Below are 22,914 nucleotides of genomic sequence, written 5' to 3' on the forward strand. Positions count from 1 at the left end.
TGTCCGCGCGTGATATTAGTGGACTGATTTCGACCAGGTCTGGCTGATGCTGCCGTAATCCGTAATAATGGAATACGCCACAGTGGAGCCGCTGACGTTGCCAGGTAAGGCAAAATGCGTTTCCGTTTCCGGTATTGCCCATGTGGCTTTATCCACTTTCTGGCCGTTCAGCGTCACCTTCTGGAAATTCATGTAAAAAGGCGTTGGGTTATTGACAACCAAATCGTTGCCCTCGCGATGCCACTCAAGTTTATTGGCGACATCTTCCGGTTTGCCTTTAACCGCGGATGGGCGATACAACAATTTAATGCGCGTATTAATGGCAATTTGCAGGGTATTCATCCCGTCAACGTGCTTTGACGAAGGGATGGCTTTGATATTCAGCCAGTACAAGGATTCACGATCTTCCGGCAAATTACCGCCGGTGCGCACCACGCGCAGAACGTTATCCTCTTTCGCATCAAGGCGAAAAAGCGGGGGGGTGATCAGGAAAGGGGCTTTGGCCAGGTTTTTACCGCCAGAGTCGACCCAGGACTGTACCAGATAATCCGTTGCATCCGGGTTTGAAAGACCAAGAGACGATTCCTTTTTATCTCCCTGGTAGACCAGACGTGTGCCATTAATAATGACACCTGCATGTGCAGTGGCGGCCGCCAGTAAAAGCGTGCTCAGTAAATAACCGTGGCGCATAAATATTTCTCAATAATAGAAGAGATATTAACGCGTATAAACGCGTTAATATCTCAGGATTGATAATATCAGTTATAGATAACGGTGAAGGTCGAAACGGAGTTAGCCGGACCTGCAGTGATCGCGGCTCCGGTTTGAATATAACGAGCACCGAATATCAGATCGTTTACCGCCGTACCGGAGGCTAACGGATATTGCTGAGAAGGGGTATATAGACTCACCGGCTGCTCAGAAGCGTCAACCAGCTGAATGGCTACACCCGTTGCCGCATCCGCATCCGGCGTTAACGCCAGCGTCGCGTTGTTATTCGCATCCGGCGTTCCGCCGAAGTTAATCGCGGCGGAGGTAACGGTTTCCGGACAGTTTTTTAACTGAATATCGAACTTCGTTAACGTGCTGGTAGAGCCCGCACCGGTAAATACCGTTTTAGAGACTTTGCCTAACGGAACGTTTAACGGGTTACTTAACCCATTAACCACCTGACACGCTGAATCAATAATTTCTCCGGTGAAATTGATCTGTCCTTCACCGTTTGTTGCCGCAAATGCGGATGCAGAACATCCTACTGCTGCGGCGATAAATAAACCTAAAGCAACCTTGTTCATAGTGAATCCTGGTATGTGACTGGTGCGAACGTTGCCTGGACGTTTTCACCGTTGACCCTTGAAGACTTTCCGCTGGTTATTTAATCAAAAAATGTATGGCTAAGAATCTTCTATAGAAATCACAAATAATTGAAAAATTGCTTGTGTTTATTTTTTTTCATTAAAACAGCGCGTTGGGTTAGGGGATAAAACACTAACGGCCAGGCAATCATCAGGGCTATATTGTTAACAAGATGATGCTGTCAGGAGAGAAGTCGTGGATTACCGCAAAATTATCAAAGAGGTAGGACGCGGGAAAAATCATGCCCGCGATCTGGACCATGAAACCGCGCATGCGCTTTATACCCGCATGCTTGAGGGCGACGTCCCCGACCTGGAGATGGGGGGCATTCTGATCGCGCTGCGTATCAAAGGGGAAGGTGAGGCGGAGATGCGCGGGTTCTATGAAGCCATGCAGGCGCAAACGCTGCGCTTAACGCCGCCCGTGGCAAAGCCGATGCCGATCGTGATCCCGAGCTACAACGGCGCGCGCAAGCAGGCAAATTTAACCCCGCTGCTCGCTATCTTATTACACAAGCTGGGGTTCCCGGTGGTGGTGCACGGCGTAAGCGAAGATCCCACCCGCGTGCTGACGGAGACCATTTTCGGGATGCTGGGCATCGAGCCAACGCGCCATGCCGGTCAGGCGCAGGCGAAGCTGGATGGTCATCAGCCTGTTTATATCCCGGTCGGCACACTCTGCCCGCCGCTGGAAAAGCAGCTCGATATGCGCTGGCGCATGGGCGTGCGTAACAGCGCGCACACGCTGGCGAAACTGGCCACGCCGTTTGACGAAGATGCCGCCCTGCGTCTCTCCAGCGTTTCGCACCCGGAATACGTGGCGCGCGTGGGGCAGTTCTTTGAGGCTATTGGCGGAAGGGCGTTACTGATGCACGGCACGGAGGGCGAGGTTTATGCGAACCCGCAGCGCTGCCCGCAGGTGATGCTGATCGATTCTGCAGGTACGCGCGCCGTTCTGGAACGCGGGGAAGAAAATACCGGTGTGATATTGCCTGAGGCTAAAGATCCCCATACTACGGCCCACTGGATTGAGCAGTGCCTTGCCGGAAATGTTCCTGTTCCGCATTCGATCAAGCTGCAGATGGCCTGCTGTTTGCTGGCAACCGGAGAAGTGGGATCCGTTCAGGCCGGGCTTGAACGTGTGGCGCAGGCGTTTTAGACAAAAAAAAGCCCGTCCAGTGGCGGACGGGCAAGCAAGGGTAACAACAACAGGGTCAATGAGGGTGGAGCAGCTCACCAGAGGGTATGGCGAGGGTACAGCATTCATTCAGTCGATTATTTGTAGATAACCGCGGTACCGCTCAGCTTGTTATTGCCGTTAGCGGAGGTAATGGTGTATCCGTTTGCACCGGCGGCAGCGGCTTTCTCAGCCAGTTTAGCTTCCAGGCCGTCCAGCGTGGTGGCGCCATCAGCACTGACCACACCGACTTTGTTCATGTTCTGTGCCTGGGTAGAAGAGACAGGCTCTACGGCGAAAGCGCCGAAAGACAGAGCGGACAGGGCAACAGCAGCTACAGCATATTTGATGGTTTTCATAATTAATCTCTCGCAGGTGTTTCTGTTAAGGGGACGATGTTCCGTCGATGTGATAAGTATCACGGTTTTTCGCGAGTGATAAAATCGAAGAGAATTGACGTGGTTGCTCAAAAAAATTGAATGACAAATAACTTATTGAATATTAATAAATTCAAAGCACCGCTTTACACTTCTTGCGGATGCGCTTTACAGAAGCGATACGAAGGGCACGTTTTGCTACGCGTCTGGCTGAAAACCGTGAGCGTAAAGGAACGCGCGGGCTCGGTTAGCTTTGGTAAAGCAAAGTCAACGTAACTGGCTGTCTTTCGAACCTCTGCGATTATATCCCGAGTGTGATGAGTTTCTTGAATCTTTATGCTGCTGGCACGTAATGCAAAGCCGTACGCCGGGAATGGCTTTTCGGCGCGCATCCGGAATGGGTTCTCCGCATTCTTCGCATTCCGCTAAGCTTTCGCCGCGCGGAATTTCACCGCGGGCACGCGCAACTGCATCTTCAATTGTACTGTTGATCTGTTCGTTAACAGCGTCGTCATTTGCCCAGCCGGAAGCCATAGCGTCCTCCTGATATCGGTTTAGGCCATACGTTTACTATGGGGTTAAAAAATGAACAATCAAGGCGAAGGGAGAAGAGAACTGCACCCGTTGGGCAGATGCAGTCTTGTGGAAGAGACAGGTTATTTATAAATGGTCGCAGTGCCGTACATATGGTTATCACCGCCAGCGGAGTTCACCACGAATCCTTTTGCGCCTTCCTGACGGGCTTTTTCGGCGAGCTTAGCCTGGAGATCGTCAAGGTTACTGGCACGGCTTACCGAAACGGTGCCCGCAGGACGTAGCTGGCTAGTATCGGTACTCTGGGTCAGTGACTGAACGGCCATGGCAGAGAAGGACGCGGTCGCCAGGGCGGCTGCGATAACAGCAAGGGTCAGGTACTTTTTCATAATCACATCCTCATGAGGAAACAACAGGTGATTCCCTTTAAGTTTAGAAGCCTGACGAATGTGACTTAGCGCAAATATTTGATGATGATCTGCTTATTTTTTGAACGATTTAAATTGACAATCCGCTGACGGATCATAGACATAGAGGTATTTGATTTGTGGCGATTTTTTGAGCGTCGCAGAGAAAGATTTACCGCTGGGCCAGCAAAGGGTATCTTACGCCGCTGTTTAAAGGAGAATGCCATGACTGCCCAAAAGCCGGGATTGCACCCGCGAAATCGCCACCGCAGCCGCTACGACATGAACGCGTTATGCCTGAGCTGCCCGCCGCTGCAGGACTACCTGGTTCAGACCCCAGCGGGTGAGCCCTCGGTCAACTTTGCTGACCCGCAGGCGGTTAAAATGCTGAACAAAGCCCTGCTGGCGCATTTTTACGGTGTAGCTCACTGGGATATTCCGGAAGGCTTTCTCTGTCCCCCTGTGCCGGGCCGCGCTGACTACGTTCATCACCTTGCCGACCTTCTTGCCGAAGGCAATGAGGGTGTCGTTCCACAGCAGGCCACCATTCTGGATATTGGCACCGGGGCGAACCTGATTTACCCGCTGATCGGCGCACACGAATATCAGTGGCGCTTTACCGGAAGCGAAATCGGTGACGAGGCTTTTGGCAGCGCCCAGGCGATTATCAGCGCGAACCCGGGATTAAGCCGCGCCATCCGCCTGCGTCGTCAGAAAGATGCGGCGTCGATCTTCAACGGCATTATTCACAAAAACGAAAGCTATGACGCCACGATGTGTAATCCGCCGTTCCACGATTCGGCGGCATCGGCCCGCGCGGGCAGCGAGCGCAAGCGCCGTAACCTGGGCCAGGCTGAGGATGCCGCGCTGAACTTCGGTGGTCAGCAGCAGGAGCTCTGGTGTGAAGGGGGCGAAGTGGCGTTTATCCTGCGCATGATTGCGGAAAGCAAACAGTTTGGCCGTCAGGTGAAGTGGTTCACGACGCTGGTTTCCCGGGGGGATAACCTGCCACCGCTCTATCGCGCGCTGACCGAAGCGGGCGCCGTAAAAGTGGTGAAAAAAGAGATGGCGCAGGGCCAGAAACAGAGCCGCTTTATCGCATGGACGTTTATGGAAAACAACAAACGTCGCAAATAGCACTCCGTCGTAGGCCGGGTAAGGCGAAGCCGCCACTCGGCTCGGTTAAAGCGTCGGCTCCTGCGGAGGGAGCGGCGATGCAGGCGGCGGCAATACCTGATAGGTCTGCACGGGCATCCGCACGTTCGCCAGATCAAAGTGTTTTTTCACCATGCTGTCGAGCGCAAAGCGCACCGTCCACTGCTTCAGCGGCTGGGTGGTGAACGACACGCGCAGGGTAAACGCCGTGTTCGTCAGCCCGACGATACCGGCAAATGACGGCTCTCCGATCACCAGCCCGCGAATATCCTCCATCTCCATCAGTTCTTCTACCGCATCGCGCAGCGCCTGCTTCGCCTTGTCCGCATCCTCGTGGCGATCCACATCGTAGTTCGCCACCACGGAACCAATGCCGCGCACAAAGTTGGCGAAGGTGGTGATCGAAGACCAGGGAATGATGTGGTACGCCCCGGTGTCCTGGCGCACGCCGACGGAGCGTATGGACATCCGCTCTACCGTGCCGGTTAACGGCCCGATGGTCACCAGATCCCCCGTGTTCATCCCGTTCTCAAACTGGATAAAGATGCCGGTAATAATATCCTTCACCAGCGTTTGCGAGCCGAAGGAGATGGCCAGCCCCAGGGCACCGGCACCCGCCAGCAGCGGGGCGATATTCACGCCGATTTCCGACAGCACGATCATGATGGTGATGGTGCTAATAATCACCGCCAGCGCGTTGCGGAACAGCGTTAACAGCGTTCTTGCCCGCGCGCTGGGCAGAGGCCTGCCGTGAATATCCGATACCAGGCGGTTCTCGATAAGGCTCGCCAGCAGCGTCCAGCCGACGGCGGAGAAGAACAGGATCAGCGCGATGCGAATCAGGATATCGACCGTTTTTTCACCCGCACCGTTGTGCAGCCAGTTCCAGAAATCAAACAGGCTCCACGCATTCAGGAGCAGCATAACCGCCACGCAGACGGTGAGAATGCGCGCCACCTTGAGCGATACCGACATCCAGCCGTTCACCCGTTTTTGCAGCTCAGGGTAACTACGCTGGACCTGCGGCGACAGGGTGATGGTTTTCGAGATCCATCGCGACAGCAGCCCCGACACAAAGGCCGCGATGCCGATAATGGCGAGGCTTTTGAACGTCGCCCCCATCATAAATTTCAGGCTATTGCCCGGGTCAAACAGCGAGAAGAAGCACAATACGATGAAGTAAGCGCTTGCCAGCCAGTGCCACACCAGGGCGAAGGCGCGAATAAAGAGGCTAAAGAACGAGAGGGAGCGATCGGCCAGATTCAGCAGGCTTTGCGTAATGGTTTTTTTATTATGGAAGATAAGATACAGCGACCAGACGGTAATGCAGATCATGATCAGCACGTTTGCCAGCGCGCCAAACTGGACGTTCACCTGGTTGGAGATGATCGGCACGGCAACCAGCAGACCGTAGCCAATTAACCCGCTGAGCACGCTCAGACGCAGCGCCCAGTACTTTGCGCTCGCGTCCCGAATGGAGAAAGGACGCAGCTCCGGCACGTGCGGACAAAAGAGTAACCGCAGCAGCGCCTTGAAGAACTCAATCAGGGCAAAGGCGTTCAGGAAAAGCGACTGCTGGAAGGCGATGGTTTTGTTGCCTGCATTCAGCCTGTCGGCCAGCATCTGGCCTAAAAACAGCGTCAACGCCAGCAGCAGTAAGTCGATGATAAACGCGGAGGCGATCATCAACGGCAGGTGCAGCCAGCTGCTTTTCTGCTGATTTTTCCTGCGCCCCCAATGCCCCATTTTGCGGTACAGCGGCCACGCGCACAGGCGCACCAGCCAGTAAAAAAGAAACACCGCACCCGCCAGCATCAGGAACTGCGTGGCGGCGGCGGTGAACGTTTGCGGGTTAAATGCCTTATGCGGTGAGCCAATCAGGTTGCGGTAAAGCTGAGCGAAGCGCGAGGAGAGCGCTTCCCCGTAGTGGCGGCTCACGTCGGTGACGTTTTCCAGCACCGTTTTTTGCTCCTCCACTTGTGGAGGTGTGAGGGTTGGCACCGACGCCTGCGGCGGCGTGGCGGCCACTTTCCGCAGCTGACCAATGAGTTCCTGCCGGGAGGTGTCGTTTTCGAGGACGTCAGCGAGGGCGCTGTAGGCGGCTTTTTTCTGTTCGACATCCGGCTCCTGAGGGGGCGTACTTTGCTGGCTGGCGGTTGTTCCGGTGGTCACTCCGGGGATCGCGACGGCGAACGATGGCGCACTAAACAGGCTTATCAACAGCAACAGGATCCACGGCACGGCGTCCTCCGGTGAAAATGTCGAACAAAATGATAAGTATAGAAGTCGGAGCGAGGAGGGAGATTTTTGGGAACAATCTGGCGTAAAAAAGCCGGGCATGCCCGGCTTACGTGTGAAGCGAACGATCAGGAGACGTGCTGCAGGAACTCCTGCAAACGCTGGCTCGGCGGGTTCGCAATCAGCTCCTGCGGGTTACCGTCTTCCGCGATACGGCCTTTATCAATAAAGATCAGGCGGGACGCCACTTTCTCGGCAAAGCCGATTTCGTGGGTCACGATCACCATCGTCATCCCTTCTTCTGCCAGATCCTGCATGACTTTCAGCACCTCGTGACGCAGCTCCGGGTCGAGTGCGGACGTAGGCTCATCAAACAGCATCATTTTCGGTTTGACCGCCAGGGCGCGGGCAATCGCCACACGCTGCTGTTGACCACCGGACAGCTCGGAAGGGTAGTGATGCGCACGTTCTGCCAGGCCGACTTTTGCCAGCAGATCTTTTGCCAGCGCTTCCGCCGCCGCTTTGCTGGCACCGCGCACGCGCAGTGGGCCAAACATCACGTTTTCCAGCGCCGTCAGGTGCGGGAACAGGTAGAACTGCTGGAACACCATGCCCGCTTCCTGACGAATCAGACGGTCATCCACTTTCGGGTCGTTGACTTTCAGGCCGTCGACGATCAGATCGCCGCTGGTGATCTCTTCCAGCTTGTTAATGCAGCGCAGCAGGGTGGATTTACCGGAGCCGGATGGCCCAATAATCACCACCACTTCACCCTGTTTAATGTTCAGATCAATATTGTGCAGCACCTGGGTTGGGCCAAAGTGCTTGGAAACGTTTTTAAATTCAATCACAGGATTTTCATCCTTCTTTCAAGACGACGCAGAACGAAGCTCAGAACCAGAGTAATGATCAGGTAGACAACGGCTACCGCACTCCAGATTTCCAGCGCGCGGAAGTTGCCAGCAATGATCTCCTGACCCTGACGGGTCAGCTCGGCCACGCCGATAACAATGAACAGCGACGTATCTTTGATGCTGATGATCCACTGGTTACCGAGCGGCGGCAGCATGCGGCGCAGCGCCAGCGGCAGAATAACGTGGCGGATCGTTTCGCGACGAGAAAGACCTAACGCCAGACCGGCTTCACTGAAACCTTTATGAATCGACAGCACCGCACCGCGGGTGATTTCCGCAATATAGGCGCCTGAGTTGATCATAATGGTGACGACGGCTGCGCTGAACGGGTCGATGCGCAGGTCATTGAAGGCCATTGGCAGGGCGAAGTAGATGAACATGACCTGCACGACAATAGGCGTGCCGCGGATCACTTCGATGAAAACCAGTGCGATGTGGTTTGCAATCCAGCCGCCGTAGGTGCGAGCGAAACCGGCGACAAGACCGATAATCAACCCACCAACCAGACCCAGGACCGAAATCCACAGGGTCATTTTAGCGCCTTCAAGCAAGAGTGGAATGGCAGGCCAGATGGCGCTCCAGTCAAACTGCATGATAATTTCCTGTTACTGTTACCGTGTTTCAAAAATAGCAGGGGCGAAAGGTCGCCCCCGAGTGAACGTCATTTTTACGTCTTATTATTTAGGCTCGGTACCGAACCATTTTTTGTAGATTTCGTTATAGGTGCCGTTCTCTTTCAGCGTTTTCAGCGCGCCGTTAACTTTCGTGCGCAGGTCGTCGCTGCCTTTCGGGAAGGCAATACCGTACTGCTGTGCTTCCAGAGACTCGCCCACGGCTTTGAACTTGCCGTTGCCCGCTGTTTTGATGAAGTACAGGATGTTAGGCGTGTCGTGCAGAACAGCGTCAGCACGGTTGGTGCCGAGTTCCATGTACGCGTTGTCGATGTTCGGGAACTGACGCAGGTCTTTGGTTTTGATATTTGCTTTCGCGTAATCAACAGAACCGGTGCCGCTCTTCACTGCCACCACTTTGCCGTCGAGATCTTTCACGCTTTTTACGTCGTTATTATCGGCTTTGACCATGACCAGCAGGCCGCTTTTGTAGTAGCCGTCAGAGAAGTCGATCGCTTTTTTACGTTCATCGGTAATGGTGATGCCTGCCAGCGCCAGATCAACGTTCTTGGTTTGCAGTGCCGGGATGATGCCGCTGAAGTCCATCGGCTTCAGGGTGTAATCCAGCTTGAGTTCTTTTGCGACAGCGGCCCACAGATCCACATCAAAACCAACGTATTTATCACCCTGTTTGAATTCAAACGGCACGAACGCCGTGTCGGTCGCCACAACCAGTTTGTCGGCAGCCTGAGAGGACACTGCAAAAGCCAGGGTAAGTGCAGCCAGTGAAACTTTTAATACAGACTTCATAGCATTTCCTTTTATATCCACGGGGCGATCCCCTGCGAGAACAGGTGGCACAATGAAAAAATCGTGCCAACTTTTCAAGCTATTGTTTTGCAAAGGGGATGATGTCATGCATTGCACAATAAATGGGGCAATGAGCTTTTATTGCACCAAATTGGAGCACTGTTTTGGTGCGCTTCGTTTGGCTCAACTGACGGGGAGATATTTAGCGTAAATTCTGACGAAAAAACAATCTTCCGTTAACGGTTGTGTGAAGTGATTATTACATTTCGTTCACTTTTGCAGGTGTGCAGACAAAAACTGTGCACCATAGATGTGCAAAACCCTCACCAATGGCACAGGGGACAGGCAGCTGAAACTGAAAGTGTCAAAACAGGCACGGAAAGAGAAACCTTCACTGCCAGAGTACTGATATGTCCGAGGGATATCTTGTGAGGTGCACGGCGTGGAGAAAATGGTGCTGACATCGCTCCCGCGGACCGCTATTACGGCGTGAGGCAACAAACGCCCCCGACCAGCAAGGCCGAGGGCGATTAAGATAGCAAAAATCGTTCTCCGGTGAATTGGCTGCGGAATCCAATAATTTCCCCTGTTAACCCGGAGGAAGGAACGTTAAATCAGCTCCATTAATTTGCTTTTTTTGGCCTGGAATTCTTCTTCCGAAATGATCCCGCTCTCTTTGAGTTCGGAAAGCTTTTTGAGCTGCTCATAGGGATCCTGATGGGTCATAGCCGGTTCGGCTATTGGTGTTTCCGTCTTCACTCCGCGGCCAGCTTCAATCGCCTCAATCAGGGCGAGTTCTGCATCCTTGCTGAACATCTTAAATTCCAGATCGTCGTGGGAAGTATGGATCCGAATGACCCGGTGACCCAGCGTGGACTTGCGTTCAATCGACGTAATGGATTTTAACGGGATAGTCTCAATCACCTCGCCGAGAAAACCTTTACGGTAGAATGCCACTCGCTGGCCCGTAACGATCAGTACACCGTTGTGCTGTTTGTCCTTACCCTGTCCCATCACTTTGCCGATATAGCCTTCTCCCCACTGCAGAACGGCTTCACCAGGATTGAGATGGTTTGCTTCGAATTTGCTGACGTGCTTATTTTCTTTCATCAAAAAACTCCCTTTAAGAAGACCGATGCATTTGGCCTGCATCGGATTGAAGTCACTGCAAAATGAATCACCTATCATATTGCATACCCGGGATAACTGCACTTCTTGAAAGGCGATTGTGTACACGGTATTTACCGGATGATCTGCTTCAGACGCGGAGAGGTCAGCGAGCGGATGCGAAGAAGAATCCTGCCGGCAGAATGAAGACGACCGCCACGTCTCTTCCGGTGCTGGCGCATAAGAGTGAATTACTCCCTAATTAGATCTTATTTTCTGATAATATGACGTTGTTTTTTAATGGATATATACAGTCAAAAGGATAAGGATGAGCACTTTTCTTTCTTTAATCGCATTTATTCTGTTTGTGGCCTTTATTATTGGCCTGATTAAACCTTCGCTGGTCAAAATGCCCGGTCGTAAGCAAGCCAGTGCCGTTTATCTGGGCGGTTTTCTGGGCCTCTGCGTAATCAATGCCATCCTGCTACCGGCCGACCGCAGTCCGGCCGTCGTGAAAAAACAGGATCAGCCGCAGAATGCGGATGTCTCCCCGCCGCCTTTCAAATATGCCGATAAAACCCTTACCGAGTATCGTAGGGAGCGTAAGGATACGCGACACAAGATTGTGGCTGCTTATATGGCATATCGTCAGGTGCCCGTCGCGTCAGAAGAGGGGTTTTATGCCTGCGTCAGCCAGAACAGCTACACCACGCAGGGTGACACCCCGTTTGGCGTGATAGCGAACTGGTGTTTCACTGAATATCGTTCCAGTCCTGAGATGCTGGCAAAACGCATCAACTTCGATACATTCCAGGATAATTTTAGCGGTTGGAACGGGGCTTATCGTCCGTTAGAGGCCATGATCAAAGCCGACATGCATGATGATTCCTCCTACAAACACCTCTCCACACGGTATCATCTGGTTCTGACCGACGATCCGCATGCCACGATAGATACCACATTCCGTGGCACCAACGCCTTTGGTGGCGTAGTCAAAGAGACTGTCTCTGCGCGGGTAGATCTGCGAACCGGGAATGTTATTTCGATCGTTGAACAGTAAGGGCAGCAAGCTTCCTCGTCTGTTCGGGTGAGTGAAGGGCCAACAGCGAGGCTGCTTTTTTAACATTCATTGAAAATATGATTTGTATCATATGTCTTGCTCTCTTTTTTCGCCGAAAAATTAAGCATTAGCGTTTGGCGGCAGAGCGATTATGCGCTCTGCTGTTTTTTTATCCTCGACCCGACGTTAACACCTTGCTCAAGATCGCGTCCTGGCTTATAGCGACGGACATGCTAGTGCTGGAAATAGAGCGTCACCAGGAACCATCTCGAAAAAGCTGGAACATCTGCGTGGAAATCTGGAAGCGTTGTTCATAATAAAACGCCCCCGACCATGTCGGCCGCGGGCGGTTAAGATATCAAAAACCCTTTTTCAGTGAAACACAGTGCCGCTCCGCTTATGTGAACGGCATCGCGTCATGGCGAGGGTAATTACTCGATGTTAGATTCGATAAACCACAGGAACTGATCCAGGTCGCGGGATGCGGCGGTGAAAATGTCTGCGGTATCCTCGTCTTTGGCTTCGCCAATCGCTTTGCGAACATCATTGGCCACAATCGCGTAGCGGTCCGCCAGCTCTTTCAGGTGATCCTGAACGGTATGGATATCCAGCGGATAACTCTTCAGAGGCGTTTTGCTGTTGATCACCTGCGTGGTGCCCAGCGCCACGCCGCCTAACTGAACGGCACGTTCAGCCATCGTATCGAGGTGGGTCACCAGTGCTGTGCGGAAGCCATCCAGCATTTCATGAACGGCAATAAAGTTTGCACCGCGCATATTCCAGTGGGCCTGTTTGGTGATCAGCGAAAGATCGATGAACTGGATCACCTGGCGATTCAGCAACTCAATGGTCGCTTTTTTGTCGCTATCCGATACATCGTTACGGGTATAAAGCAGATTAGACGCTTTCGTTTTCACCAGTTTAGCGGTACTCATAATCTCATATCCTCTTGATGTTTATGTCCCAGGTAATTACGGAACTAAGTATAGCACCGGATTTTTTGTCTGCGGTTTGGCTGTGCCTATCGGTTTAATAGCGAGAAGGAGGTTGAGAATTTAATTACTTGAAATTAATGGATAAATTTGAAATTGATACAGATCAATCTTAATTGCTGAATGGGGATGTAAACGCAGAGGGATATTTCGCAAATAGCGTAAAGTGTGTAAGAAATTATAACGACTGTCGTTCTGGCCTTTATTCTGCATGGCGTGGAAGCCATGCAGAATATATGCCCTTAGCTGATATCAACCTTCTCAACTTTAGGTTCAGGGCGCATGGTGAGCGTCGAGCCCATTGATGCCGCGATAATCGAGCAGAGCGCCAGGGTCTGGGTCAATGTGAGTGTTTCGCCGAGAAACACCATCCCGGAAATGGCGGCTAGCGCAGGCTCCATGCTCATCAGGGTGCCAAATATGCGTGTCGGCAGACGCGTAAGGGCAATCATCTCCAGAGAGTAGGGGAGTGCGGTAGAGAGAATCGCGACCGCCAGCCCGATGGGCATGACGGACCATTGCCATATAGATTCGGTAGCCTGCGCCATGCCGATGGGCACAAAGACGATAGCTGCGATCAGTGACCCCAACGCGACGGTCGCCGGACCGTGCTCTTCTCCCGCACGCTGGCCCGTGAGTATATAGACAGCCCAGCAGGCGCCTGCACCCAGCGCCAGGGCTGCGCCCGTCAGATCGATCTCAGCGACATTCTGGCCCAGGGGAAGCAGGAACCATAACCCCAGAACGGCTAGCACGACCCAGATAAAATCGACCGGACGTCGCGAGGAGAAAAGCGCTACCGCCAGCGGGCCGGTAAACTCCAGCGCGACGGCGATCCCCAGCGGTATCGTCTGAATAGAGAGGTAGAACAGATAGTTCATTGCCCCCAGGGAGAGTCCATAAAACAGCAGGGGTAAACGCTGCTCCTTTTTGAAGCGCAGACGCCAGGGTTTGAAAATGACCACCAGTATCGCCGTGCCCAGCACGATACGCAGGGCCGTCACCCCAGGTGCACCGACCAGCGGAAAAAGTGATTTTGCAAGCGAAGCACCGCTTTGAATGGACAACATGGCAATGAGTATGACTGCGACCGGCAGCCAGACCGACGACGTGCGGGATAACCCAGGCATCCTTTCTCCTGTCAGCTTATGTCAAATGAGGTAAAGGTTGCAGTGTAAAGGAAATAAGCGGCAACGGTTGAGGCGCTGTTGAAAAAAAACCTCGTGAAATCCGTAAAATGGTTAAGCGCTGGTGGATTTATCGCCTGATAGATTAGGAATAATCTGGATGAATGTAACGGCGCGTACGCGCACTATGCGCATTTAGTAGTGAAAATTGCATGTGATTTGAAAGAGATAGCTGACGCTGGAAACGTTCTGTTACAGGAAAGGTTTCATTAGACATCACGAATCACAAAGAGTTTCGCAATTTTTTTTGATATATTTATGACTTACGGACTTACTTGAAGCACATTTGAGGTGGTTATGAAAAAAATTGCATGTCTTTCAGCACTGGCCGCTGTACTGGCTGTTTCCGCAGGTACCGCTGTAGCTGCTACTTCTACTGTTACTGGTGGTTACGCTCAGAGCGACTATCAGGGCGTGATGAACAAAGCTAACGGTTTCAACCTGAAGTATCGCTACGAGCAGGATAACAACCCACTGGGCGTGATCGGTTCTTTCACCTACACCGAGAAAGATCGTTCTGAAAACGGCGCATACAACAAAGGCCAGTACTACGGTATCACTGCTGGTCCAGCTTACCGTCTGAATGACTGGGCAAGCATCTACGGTGTTGTAGGTGTTGGCTACGGTAAATTCCAGCAGACCGAAAACCAGGGTCTGAACCGCACTGCAAGCAACAGCGACTACGGTTTCTCCTATGGCGCAGGCCTGCAGTTCAACCCAATCCAGGACGTTGCTCTGGACTTCTCCTATGAGCAGAGCCGTATCCGCAACGTTGACGTTGGCACCTGGATCGCGGGCGTAGGTTACCGCTTCTAATCACTCCGGTGAGCTAATAAAAAATCCGCCCAATGTGGCGGATTTTTTTTATCTTTTTCCCTCTCCCCGTGGGAGAGGGTCAGGGTGAGGGCATCAGACCGCTACTTACTCTTAATATCAAAAATATCCGTACCCAGATGGTTATAGTCAACTTTCTGTAACTTGAAGTTGGTAACGTACACTGGGGGAGCTTTCTTGTTAGAGACAAACGGATAAGCATTTTTTATCTGCTCGGTTTTAATCCCCGTCCACTGCGAGAAGAACTGCAGGAAATCGTTAGCTGAACGACGCGCTTTAATAACGCGATGCGTTTTATCATCACTCGACAGCACCATAAACGGCACCTGGAAGTTCTGCTGGAACTTGTCATCGTGCGCCAGGTACTGCACCTCTTTACCACGCTCTTTAAACGCCAGCCCGTGATCCGAGAAATAGACCATGGAGAAGCTGTCGCCCGTATTGCGTAGCTGATCGTACAGCTTGCTCAGCAGGTCGTCGGTTTGCGTCATGGTGTAGAGATAGCAAGACGTCTCTTTGGACTGCACGAACTCCGCGTACTTCCCGCCGGTCCGATCGCAGGCCTGCGGGTGCGACCCCATCAGGTGCAGGACGATCAGCTGAGGCTGGGTGCGCGGGGTGGCGAAGACCTGTGCCGTCATTTTCAACAGCGCTTCGTCTTTGGTGTTTTTGTCGGCTTCAAAGTCGCCGTTCTTCAGGAACTGCACTTCGTCGGCACGCCTGGCGATACTGGCGATGGCCGTATCGTATTCGCCAATCTGTCCCTGATTGGAGAACCACCAGGTCTGATAACCCGCGCGGTTTGCCAGGGTGACAAAATTATCCTGATACTGAGGTTTGCCGTCGACGACGCGGTTAAGCGTCAGGCCGAGCGATTTCTGCGTCGAGCCGCTGGCCGCGACATAATCGGTAAACAGCGTGCCTTTGACCGAATTGGCAAACGGCGTGTTATCCCAGTGTCCGCCGAAGGCTCCCATTGCATCGCGACGGGCACTTTCGCCAATCACCACCACATAGGTGTGATATTTCGGCTTAACGGCCAGCACGTTCCAGGTGTCTTTCATATTGGAAAGCTCAGCCATGCGGGCCTGTTCGTCGAGCACCTCTTTATTATTTACAACGACGTCTTTCACGAAGCGGAAAACCGGATAGCCGATATTGATGAGCCTGAGCTTACCGTCCCAAGGAATATTCTGGATGGGGGCGACAAAGGCCACGGCAATGCTGAACACCAGACAGAGTATTTCGATCTTACCCCAGGATTTTTTCTCGCCAGACTGACGGCGGATGGCGATAACGCCCAGCGCGAAGATAAAGAGCCCAACCACGTAGCTGTACCACGGGAAGATCGTCAGGATCTCCGTCGACTCTTCCATATTGGTCGAGTGCAGCGCCAGCAGGGTATTAAAGTTTGGTGCGCCGTAAGCCTGACCAAACGGGAAATAGAGTGCAGCAACCAGCGAACAGATCCCGATTAACGCTTTTTGCGCGCGCGGTGCGGCTCGCCACAGCACATGCAGAACGCAGGTGAACGCCACCGCGTAGAGCAGACTAAAGGGATAACCCAGCGCAAAGTTAATCAGTAATGACTGCAAAAAGTAAAAACCCGTCCACGGGCTTAAGGCCCGGCTGCGGGTCACAACGGTATCTATCAGGGTTACATTCATAGGTCACTATCATGGATGAAAACGCCATGTGCTCACCCTGGCGTCAAGGGTCATAACCTGCCTGACAGTGCGTGGAGAGGGAATGAGGGTCCGCTTCAGCGAGCCGCAAATTGTGCAGGGCTGCAAGAAGATAGTGCGAGCGCTAAATAATATCAACAGTTGCTAAGCAGATGTTTTGCGAAGGGGATTGCAAATCCGTAAAAAAGATCGGGAATAAGGCGGCTGGAAGCCAGTTTACAGCGAGATTGTGACGGGAAAATGAAGCGGCGTACCGCAACGCCGCTTAGTGGGAAGGTTTGTCGTCCTGATGCGGTTTGTTGTTAAACATATCGCACAGCATGTTCAACAGCATTAAGCGCACTTTAAAGGGAGAGTGGGTAAACACGGTCATGCACCTCTTGAATTCGTTCATAAGACCTCCTGATTTTTGATCCCTTCGATCCGTGAAGGGTGACTGCATTACATACAGATATAGCACAGGCTATATTGTATAGCTATGGCTATTTCGTTAATTTTTTGTGCTTGTGAAGGGATGGTTTACAATGTGCGCTCTCGATACCGGGCGCTGGAAGCGTCACCCCACTGAGGAAGTACAATGAACCGTCGCGCAGGTAAGCCAACAATGAGGAAAACGACGCAACTGGTGAATGTTGAAGAACATGTCGAAGGTTTTCGCCAGGTCCGTGAAGCGCACCGGCGTGAGCTGATTGACGATTATGTCGAACTCATTTCCGATCTGATCCGCGAGGTCGGGGAAGCGCGTCAGGTCGATATGGCCGCCAGGCTGGGGGTTTCTCAGCCAACTGTCGCTAAAATGTTAAAACGCCTGGCCTCCGTGGGCTTAATTGAAATGATCCCCTGGCGCGGTGTTTTTCTGACGCCGGAAGGGGAGAAACTCGCGCAGGAGAGCCGCGAGCGCCATCAGCTTGTCGAGAATTTTTTACTGGTGCTGGGCGTCAGCCCGGAGATCGCCCGCCGGGATGCGGAAGGAATGGAACACCACGTTAGCGAAGAGACGCTGGTGAAGTTTCGTGAATTTACGCTGAAATATGGTCCCTCCGCTGAATGAAAATCCCTGGACTGCAGGCCCTGGCACGCGATCGTTTCTTCCATCTCTTATTACTTATTGGCGCAGCGTTAAGCCTCTTTGTGCCGTTTGCCCCACACGCCTGGCCCGCCGCGATTGACTGGCGCACCATCATTACCCTGAGCGGCCTGATGATGCTCACCAAAGGGGTCGAGCTAAGCGGCTATTTTGACGTCCTGGGACGTAAAATGGTGCGCCGCTTTGCCACCGAACGCAGGCTGTCCCTGTTTATGGTGTTCTCCGCCGCGGTGCTGTCGACGTTTCTGACCAACGATGTGGCGCTGTTTATCATCGTGCCTCTCACGCTTACGCTGCGTAAGCTGTGCGAGATCCCGGTAAGCCGCTTGATCATCTTTGAAGCGCTGGCCGTCAATGCAGGCTCACTTCTGACGCCAATCGGCAATCCGCAAAATATCCTTCTTTGGGGACGTTCCGGTCTGTCGTTCGCCGCCTTTACCTGGCAGATGGCCCCTCTGGCGCTGGTCATGATGCTGTCGCTGCTGGCGGTGTGCTGGTTTGCGTTTCCGGATAAAAAGCTGCAGTACCACAGTGGAACAACCGGCCCGCAGTGGCAGCCTCGTCTGGTCTGGAGCTGTCTCGGGTTATACATCGTCTTTCTGCTCGCGCTGGAGCTGAAGTATGAGCTGGCGGGCGTCCTGCTCGTTGCCGCAGGGTTTGTCGTCCTGGCGCGTCGCGTGCTGGTGAGCGTGGACTGGACGCTTCTGCTGGTCTTTATGGCGATGTTTATTGATGTGCATCTTCTTATTCAGCTTCCGGTGCTGCAAAACGTGCTGCACAGCGTCAGCACGCTGTCTCAGCCGGGACTGTGGCTGACGGCGATTGGCCTGTCGCAGTTTATCAGCAACGTGCCGTCCACTATTCTCCTGCTCAACTATGTTCCGCCCGATACGCTCCTGGCCTGGGCGGTGAACATCGGCGGGTTCGGGCTGCTGCCCGGTTCGCTGGCAAACCTGATTGCCCTGCGTATGGCCAACGACCGTCGCATCTGGTGGCGTTTCCACATCTGGTCGATTCCAATGCTGGTTTGGGCCGCGGCCATCGGTTTCGGACTATTCCTTCTCATATAGTGCGCAATTTGTCAGTTTTTCCTGGCAAACGTATAGCAACGTCCTAGCTTTAGTGAACGGCATAGTGTGATGCCGCTCACTGACAGGACCGTTGCTGACCTATGGCTGAAGATCAAAACCCGCCTGCTGACGAGCAGGCCAAAAACAATAATGAGCGTAAGCGCCCGGGCAAGAAACCGTTAATTATCCTCGGCATTGTCGTGGTGGTAATGGTCGTCGTGGCGCTGGTCTGGTGGATTTTAACCCGTAACGAAGAGACGACCGACGACGCCTTTACCGACGGCGACGTGGTGACCATTGCCCCCAAAACGGCGGGCTACGTCACCGAGCTGCGCGTGCGCGACAACCAGCGCGTAAAAAAGGGCGATCTGCTGGTGGTTATCGATCCGCGTGATACCACCGCGCAGCGCGATCAGGCTCAGGCCCAGCTTGGACTGGCGCTTGCTCAGCTGCATCAGGCGCAGGCGCAGCTGGCGCTCTCGAAGGTGCAATATCCCGCCCAGCGTGACGAAGCCAAAGCGCAGGTGCTGAAAGCGCAGGCCGATATGGCAAACGCGCAGGCGGAGTACCGCCGTCAGCGCGGCGTTGACCCGCGCGCGACCACCCAGCAAAGTATTGATTCCGCGAACGCTCAGCTGCGAAGCGCCCAGGCAGGGCTGGCGAGCGCCCAGGCGCAGCTGGAAGTGGCGGAGCAGGTACAGCTGCAAATCCGCCAGCAGGAAACCAACGTCGAAGCGCGCGAGCGTCAGGTCGATCAGGCTAAAGCGCAGCTGGAAACCGCCAACCTTAACCTCTCTTATACCGAAGTCCGCGCCCCGTTCGACGGCGTTGTCACCAAACGCAACGTGCAGCCCGGCACGCTGGTGCAGGCGGGAACGGCGCTGTTCTCGCTGGTTTCCCCGAACGTGTGGGTGGTTGCGAACTTTAAAGAGTCGCAGCTTGAGCGCATGAAGCCGGGCGATAAGGTCACCGTGTCCGTAGACGCGTGGCCGGATATGGAGCTTGAGGGCCACGTAGACAGTATCCAGCAGGGCAGCGGCTCACGCTTCTCCGCCTTCCCGGCAGAAAATGCCACCGGTAACTTCGTCAAAATTGTGCAGCGCGTGCCGGTCAAAATCGTGATTGATAAAGGCCTCGATCCGAACAAACCGCTGCCGCTGGGGCTGTCGGTTGCACCGAAGGTGACGGTGGAATGACGGATCACAGCCACGACAGCTGGAAACCTGCCAGTAATCCGTGGGCGGTGGCGATTGTCGTCACCCTGGCGGTGTTTATGGAAATTCTGGACACCACCATCGTCAACGTGGCGCTGCCCCACGTGGCGGGTTCGCTCTCGTCCAGCTATGACGAATCCACCTGGGTGTTAACCAGCTATCTGGTCGCGAACGGCATCGTGCTGCCCATCTCGGCGTTTCTAAGCCGGGTGTTTGGCCGCAAGCAGTTCTTCCTGATTTGTATTGTGATGTTTACCGTCTGCTCGTTCCTGTGCGGCATCGCCACCGAGCTGTGGCAGATCATCCTGTTCCGCGTGATGCAGGGCTTTTTTGGCGGCGGGCTGCAGCCCACGCAGCAGTCGGTGCTGCTCGACTACTTCAAGCCTGAGGACAGGGGCAAAGCGTTTGGTCTGTCCTCCATTGCGATTATCGTTGCGCCGGTACTCGGCCCGACTCTGGGCGGCTGGATCACCGATAACTACTCGTGGCGCTGGGTGTTCTTTATCAATATTCCGGTGGGGATTGTGACGGTGCTGGCGATCTACCAGCTGCTGGAAGATCCGCCGTGGGAGAGCAAATCGAAAGAGAAGCTGAGCATCGACTGGACGGGGATCGGCCTGATCGCGCTGGGACTGGGCTGCCTGCAGGTGATGCTCGACCGGGGAGAAGACGAAGACTGGTTTAACTCGAACTTTACCCGCACTTTCGCGGTATTAACGCTTATCGGCATTATCGGCGCGATTTACTGGCTGATGTATGCCAAAAAGCCGGTGGTGGATCTGCACTGCATGAAGGACCGCAACTTCGCCGTTTCCAGCCTGCTGATGGCGGGAATGGCGATGATCCTCTACGGCAGCTCGGTGGTGATCCCGCAGCTGGCGCAGCAGGACCTGGGCTATACCGCCACCTGGTCCGGGCTGGTGCTGTCGCCCGGGGCGGTGCTGATTGTGTTAACTATTCCGCTGGTGCTGAAGCTGATGCCGGTGGTGCAGACGCGCTGGATTATTGCCTTTGGCTTTACCTGTCTGGCGGTGTCGTTCTTCTGGTCGCGCACGCTGACGCCGGATATCGACTTCGAAACGCTGGTGCTGTTCCGCAGCGCCCAGTCGATTGGGCTGGGGTTCCTGTTTGTGCCGCTGACCACCATTGCCTTTATTTCGATTCCGAGGCGGCTGAACGCCGATGCGGCAGCGCTGTTCACCATGTTCCGTAACGTGGCGGGCTCGATTGGCATATCGCTCTCGACGGCTGCCATCACTGAACGGGCGCAGGCGCACAGCGCGCACCTTGCGTACCACGCCTCGCCGTTTAACGAGCAGTTCCAGCAGGCGATACGCGAAAGCGCGCAGGCAATCCAGAATTTCACCACGCAGGTGGGCGATCCCACCGGCATCGCCACCGGGCGCATGTACCAGACCATGATTGAGCAGTCACGCATTCTGGCCTACATCGACGTCTTCACCATCCTGAGCGCGGTGGCCTTGTTACTGATTCCGTTTTGTTTGTTGCTCTCGCCGGTTAAGAGCGAGGGGAGTGCAGGAGCACATTGATGATACACAGACGTTTACACCCTCTGATGATAATGATGCTGCTGGTGGGCTGCGCCGTCGGGCCGGACTACCAGCAGCCCGCGCCACCTTCCGTCACGCACTGGAACGATAAAGGCGACAGCGCGGTGAAGTCGCAAACCACCTCCGCCGCGACCAATCCGCGCTGGTGGAAAACGTTCGGCTCGCCGCAGCTCGACAGCCTGGTTGAACGCGCCATCGCCGGAAACCTGACGCTGCAGCAGACGGTGCTGCGCATCGCCGGGGCGCGTGAACAGATTAACCAGGCGGGCGGGGCGTTTTATCCGTCGGTGAACGGCAATCTGCAGGCGACGCGGCAGCAGCTTGGGCTGGAAGGGGAGCTGAAATCTCACGGCGTTTACGACCAGGTGGACAGCATCGATCCCAACCTGAAAGGCGCGCTGGGGCCGCTGACGCAGCCGGTTAATCTCTACCAGGGCAGCTTCGACGCCCAGTGGGAAATCGACCTGTGGGGCAAGGTGCGTCGTCAGGTGGAAGCCGCCGAAGCGCAGCAGAAAGCGGCTATCGAGCAGCGTAACGACGCGCTGGTGTCGCTGGAAGCCGAAGTGGCGCGCGCGTGGCTACAGCTGCGCGGGGCGCAGAGCATTATCGCCACGCTGAACACCCAGATTAAAAGCGCGCAGCAGACGCTGGATCTGACCGAAAGCCGCCAGCGGGGCGGGCTGTCGCCGCAGATGGACGTGGAAAACGCCCGGGCGCAGTTAGGCAACCTTGAAGCACAGCTTCCGCAATATCAGGCGCAGGAGCGGCAGGCGATGAACGGCCTGGCGATCCTGCTCGGCAAGCCGCCGGGGGCGCTGGATGCGGAATTGCAAAGCGTGCAGCCGATGCCTGCCCTGCCGGATATTGTGCAAACGGGCATTCCGTCCACGCTGGCGCGCCGCCGTCCGGACGTGCGCGAAGCGGAGGCGAATCTTCATGCCGCCACGGCGCAAATCGGCGTCTCGGTGGCGGAGCTGTTCCCGAGCTTTACGCTCTCCGGGCAGTTTGGCCTGCGCAACAGCGAAAGCAACTGGCTGACCGACTGGAGCAGCCACTTCTACAGCTTCGGCCCGCAGGTCTCTATTCCCATCTTCCAGGGCGGTCGACTGGTCTCCAGCGTGAAGGTGGCGCGCGCGCAGCAGGGTGCGGCGGTGCTGGACTATCGCCAGACGGTGCTGACCGCGCTCGGCGATGTTGAAAACGCGCTGGTGAGCTATCGCACCGACCAGCAGCGTGAAGCGGGTCTCGCAAAAACGATCGACGCCCTGCAAAACGCCTTTGACCTGGCAAGCGACAGCTACCGGCAGGGGATCGCCAGCTTTATCGACGTGCTGGACGCCCAGCGTCAGCTGGCGCAGGCCCAGCAGCAGCGCGCACAGGCGCAGGTGCAGAGCGCGCTCGATCTGGTGGCGCTCTACAAGGCGCTCGGCGGCGGGTGGGAGCCGTATCAGCAGGTGCAATTACCGGACTACAGCGTCTTTGGCGACGCCCCGCGCGGATAAATATTTAGAGGATTGGGCAAGAAACGG

General features: G+C 54.6%; 23 protein-coding genes and 1 pseudogene. 10 read left to right on the forward strand and 14 right to left on the reverse strand.

Features of this window, described 5'->3' with window-relative positions; all coding sequences use genetic code 11:
• Positions 1 to 15: 15 nt before the first annotated feature.
• The gene (locus tag AB8846_RS20185) at positions 16 to 690 is read right to left on the reverse strand and encodes a molecular chaperone (RefSeq protein WP_063143100.1); all 675 of its coding nucleotides are present in this window, start codon (positions 688 to 690) and stop codon (positions 16 to 18) included.
• Between the two features lie 68 nt (positions 691 to 758).
• Positions 759 to 1,295: a fimbrial protein gene (locus AB8846_RS20190; RefSeq protein ID WP_063143099.1), complete on the reverse strand. Its 537-nt coding sequence runs from the start codon at positions 1,293 to 1,295 to the stop codon at positions 759 to 761.
• Positions 1,296 to 1,551: 256 nt separating this feature from the next.
• On the opposite strand from AB8846_RS20190, the gene ybiB reads away from it, so the two are divergent.
• Entirely contained in the window at positions 1,552 to 2,514 is a 963-nt protein-coding gene (gene ybiB, locus AB8846_RS20195; protein ID WP_370733519.1) for a DNA-binding protein YbiB, read from the forward strand.
• A 116-nt stretch (positions 2,515 to 2,630) separates the two neighbouring features.
• Here ybiB and ybiJ read toward each other — a convergent pair whose 3' ends face one another.
• The 3 genes from ybiJ to mcbA form a co-directional block, all read right to left on the reverse strand.
• Positions 2,631 to 2,891 carry a DUF1471 family protein YbiJ gene (ybiJ, locus tag AB8846_RS20200; RefSeq protein ID WP_370733520.1) on the reverse strand — a complete coding sequence of 87 codons (261 nt, stop codon included), beginning with the start codon at positions 2,889 to 2,891 and terminating at the stop codon, positions 2,631 to 2,633.
• A gap of 285 nt (positions 2,892 to 3,176) precedes the next feature.
• The gene (locus AB8846_RS20205; RefSeq protein ID WP_370733521.1) at positions 3,177 to 3,443 is read right to left on the reverse strand and encodes a DksA/TraR family C4-type zinc finger protein; all 267 of its coding nucleotides are present in this window, start codon (positions 3,441 to 3,443) and stop codon (positions 3,177 to 3,179) included.
• Between the two features lie 122 nt (positions 3,444 to 3,565).
• Complete coding sequence (gene mcbA / locus AB8846_RS20210; RefSeq protein ID WP_032661263.1) at positions 3,566 to 3,832, reverse strand: DUF1471 family periplasmic protein McbA; 267 nt, start codon at positions 3,830 to 3,832, stop codon at positions 3,566 to 3,568.
• A gap of 243 nt (positions 3,833 to 4,075) precedes the next feature.
• Here mcbA and rlmF point away from each other — a divergent pair, with 243 nt between their 5' ends.
• The gene (gene rlmF, locus AB8846_RS20215; RefSeq protein WP_063143096.1) at positions 4,076 to 4,987 is read left to right on the forward strand and encodes a 23S rRNA (adenine(1618)-N(6))-methyltransferase RlmF; all 912 of its coding nucleotides are present in this window, start codon (positions 4,076 to 4,078) and stop codon (positions 4,985 to 4,987) included.
• A 45-nt stretch (positions 4,988 to 5,032) separates the two neighbouring features.
• Here rlmF and ybiO read toward each other — a convergent pair whose 3' ends face one another.
• The 5 genes from ybiO to AB8846_RS20240 all read right to left on the reverse strand — a co-directional run bounded on the left by ybiO (position 5,033) and on the right by AB8846_RS20240 (position 10,688).
• A complete protein-coding gene (gene ybiO, locus AB8846_RS20220) occupies positions 5,033 to 7,246 on the reverse strand; it encodes a mechanosensitive channel protein (RefSeq protein ID WP_370733522.1) in 2,214 nt (737 codons plus the stop codon).
• Positions 7,247 to 7,371: 125 nt separating this feature from the next.
• Positions 7,372 to 8,094, reverse strand: coding sequence for a glutamine ABC transporter ATP-binding protein GlnQ (gene glnQ, locus AB8846_RS20225; RefSeq protein WP_023310879.1), 723 nt, complete (start codon positions 8,092 to 8,094; stop codon positions 7,372 to 7,374).
• On the reverse strand, positions 8,091 to 8,750 hold the full coding sequence (gene glnP, locus AB8846_RS20230) for a glutamine ABC transporter permease GlnP (RefSeq protein ID WP_010428919.1): 660 nt from the start codon (positions 8,748 to 8,750) through the stop codon (positions 8,091 to 8,093). Before glnP ends, glnQ begins: the two co-directional genes overlap by 4 nt.
• A gap of 84 nt (positions 8,751 to 8,834) precedes the next feature.
• Entirely contained in the window at positions 8,835 to 9,578 is a 744-nt protein-coding gene (glnH, locus tag AB8846_RS20235) for a glutamine ABC transporter substrate-binding protein GlnH (RefSeq protein WP_023310880.1), read from the reverse strand.
• A 609-nt stretch (positions 9,579 to 10,187) separates the two neighbouring features.
• Complete coding sequence (locus AB8846_RS20240) at positions 10,188 to 10,688, reverse strand: SHOCT domain-containing protein (protein ID WP_029740617.1); 501 nt, start codon at positions 10,686 to 10,688, stop codon at positions 10,188 to 10,190.
• A gap of 325 nt (positions 10,689 to 11,013) precedes the next feature.
• On the opposite strand from AB8846_RS20240, the gene AB8846_RS20245 reads away from it, so the two are divergent.
• On the forward strand, positions 11,014 to 11,745 hold the full coding sequence (locus AB8846_RS20245) for a hypothetical protein (RefSeq protein WP_032661271.1): 732 nt from the start codon (positions 11,014 to 11,016) through the stop codon (positions 11,743 to 11,745).
• Positions 11,746 to 11,945: 200 nt separating this feature from the next.
• Positions 11,946 to 12,150 (forward strand): annotated as a pseudogene (locus AB8846_RS20250) (IS4 family transposase); the annotation flags it as partial.
• A 26-nt stretch (positions 12,151 to 12,176) separates the two neighbouring features.
• On the opposite strand, the gene dps reads toward AB8846_RS20250, so the two are convergent.
• Both dps and rhtA read right to left on the reverse strand, forming a co-directional pair.
• A complete protein-coding gene (gene dps / locus AB8846_RS20255; RefSeq protein WP_010428924.1) occupies positions 12,177 to 12,680 on the reverse strand; it encodes a DNA starvation/stationary phase protection protein Dps in 504 nt (167 codons plus the stop codon).
• A 299-nt stretch (positions 12,681 to 12,979) separates the two neighbouring features.
• Positions 12,980 to 13,867 carry a threonine/homoserine exporter RhtA gene (gene rhtA / locus AB8846_RS20260; RefSeq protein ID WP_247824905.1) on the reverse strand — a complete coding sequence of 296 codons (888 nt, stop codon included), beginning with the start codon at positions 13,865 to 13,867 and terminating at the stop codon, positions 12,980 to 12,982.
• Between the two features lie 354 nt (positions 13,868 to 14,221).
• Here rhtA and ompX point away from each other — a divergent pair, with 354 nt between their 5' ends.
• On the forward strand, positions 14,222 to 14,740 hold the full coding sequence (ompX, locus tag AB8846_RS20265; RefSeq protein ID WP_024908709.1) for an outer membrane protein OmpX: 519 nt from the start codon (positions 14,222 to 14,224) through the stop codon (positions 14,738 to 14,740).
• Between the two features lie 101 nt (positions 14,741 to 14,841).
• On the opposite strand, the gene AB8846_RS20270 is transcribed toward ompX, so the two are convergent.
• Together AB8846_RS20270 and mntS are read right to left on the reverse strand one after the other, a co-directional pair.
• A complete protein-coding gene (locus tag AB8846_RS20270; protein ID WP_370733523.1) occupies positions 14,842 to 16,425 on the reverse strand; it encodes a phosphoethanolamine transferase in 1,584 nt (527 codons plus the stop codon).
• A gap of 283 nt (positions 16,426 to 16,708) precedes the next feature.
• The gene (gene mntS / locus AB8846_RS20275) at positions 16,709 to 16,837 is read right to left on the reverse strand and encodes a manganase accumulation protein MntS (RefSeq protein WP_014831181.1); all 129 of its coding nucleotides are present in this window, start codon (positions 16,835 to 16,837) and stop codon (positions 16,709 to 16,711) included.
• A gap of 183 nt (positions 16,838 to 17,020) precedes the next feature.
• Between mntS and mntR the strand changes: the two genes are divergently transcribed.
• The 5 genes from mntR (at position 17,021) to AB8846_RS20300 (ending at position 22,887) form a co-directional block, all read left to right on the forward strand.
• The gene (gene mntR / locus AB8846_RS20280; protein WP_023335001.1) at positions 17,021 to 17,494 is read left to right on the forward strand and encodes a manganese-binding transcriptional regulator MntR; all 474 of its coding nucleotides are present in this window, start codon (positions 17,021 to 17,023) and stop codon (positions 17,492 to 17,494) included.
• Positions 17,491 to 18,600: an anion transporter gene (locus tag AB8846_RS20285; RefSeq protein WP_370733524.1), complete on the forward strand. Its 1,110-nt coding sequence runs from the start codon at positions 17,491 to 17,493 to the stop codon at positions 18,598 to 18,600. The genes mntR and AB8846_RS20285 overlap by 4 nt, the downstream gene beginning before the upstream one ends.
• Before the next feature lie 101 nt (positions 18,601 to 18,701).
• A complete protein-coding gene (locus AB8846_RS20290; protein WP_331412929.1) occupies positions 18,702 to 19,796 on the forward strand; it encodes an HlyD family secretion protein in 1,095 nt (364 codons plus the stop codon).
• Complete coding sequence (locus AB8846_RS20295; protein ID WP_063143090.1) at positions 19,793 to 21,364, forward strand: DHA2 family efflux MFS transporter permease subunit; 1,572 nt, start codon at positions 19,793 to 19,795, stop codon at positions 21,362 to 21,364. The genes AB8846_RS20290 and AB8846_RS20295 overlap by 4 nt, the downstream gene beginning before the upstream one ends.
• The gene (locus tag AB8846_RS20300) at positions 21,364 to 22,887 is read left to right on the forward strand and encodes an efflux transporter outer membrane subunit (protein WP_370733525.1); all 1,524 of its coding nucleotides are present in this window, start codon (positions 21,364 to 21,366) and stop codon (positions 22,885 to 22,887) included. Before AB8846_RS20295 ends, AB8846_RS20300 begins: the two co-directional genes overlap by 1 nt.
• Positions 22,888 to 22,914: the final 27 nt, after the last annotated feature.

The organism is Enterobacter sp. KB-221C9 (assembly GCF_041320715.1).
GTDB classification, from domain to species: domain Bacteria; phylum Pseudomonadota; class Gammaproteobacteria; order Enterobacterales; family Enterobacteriaceae; genus Enterobacter; species Enterobacter asburiae_D.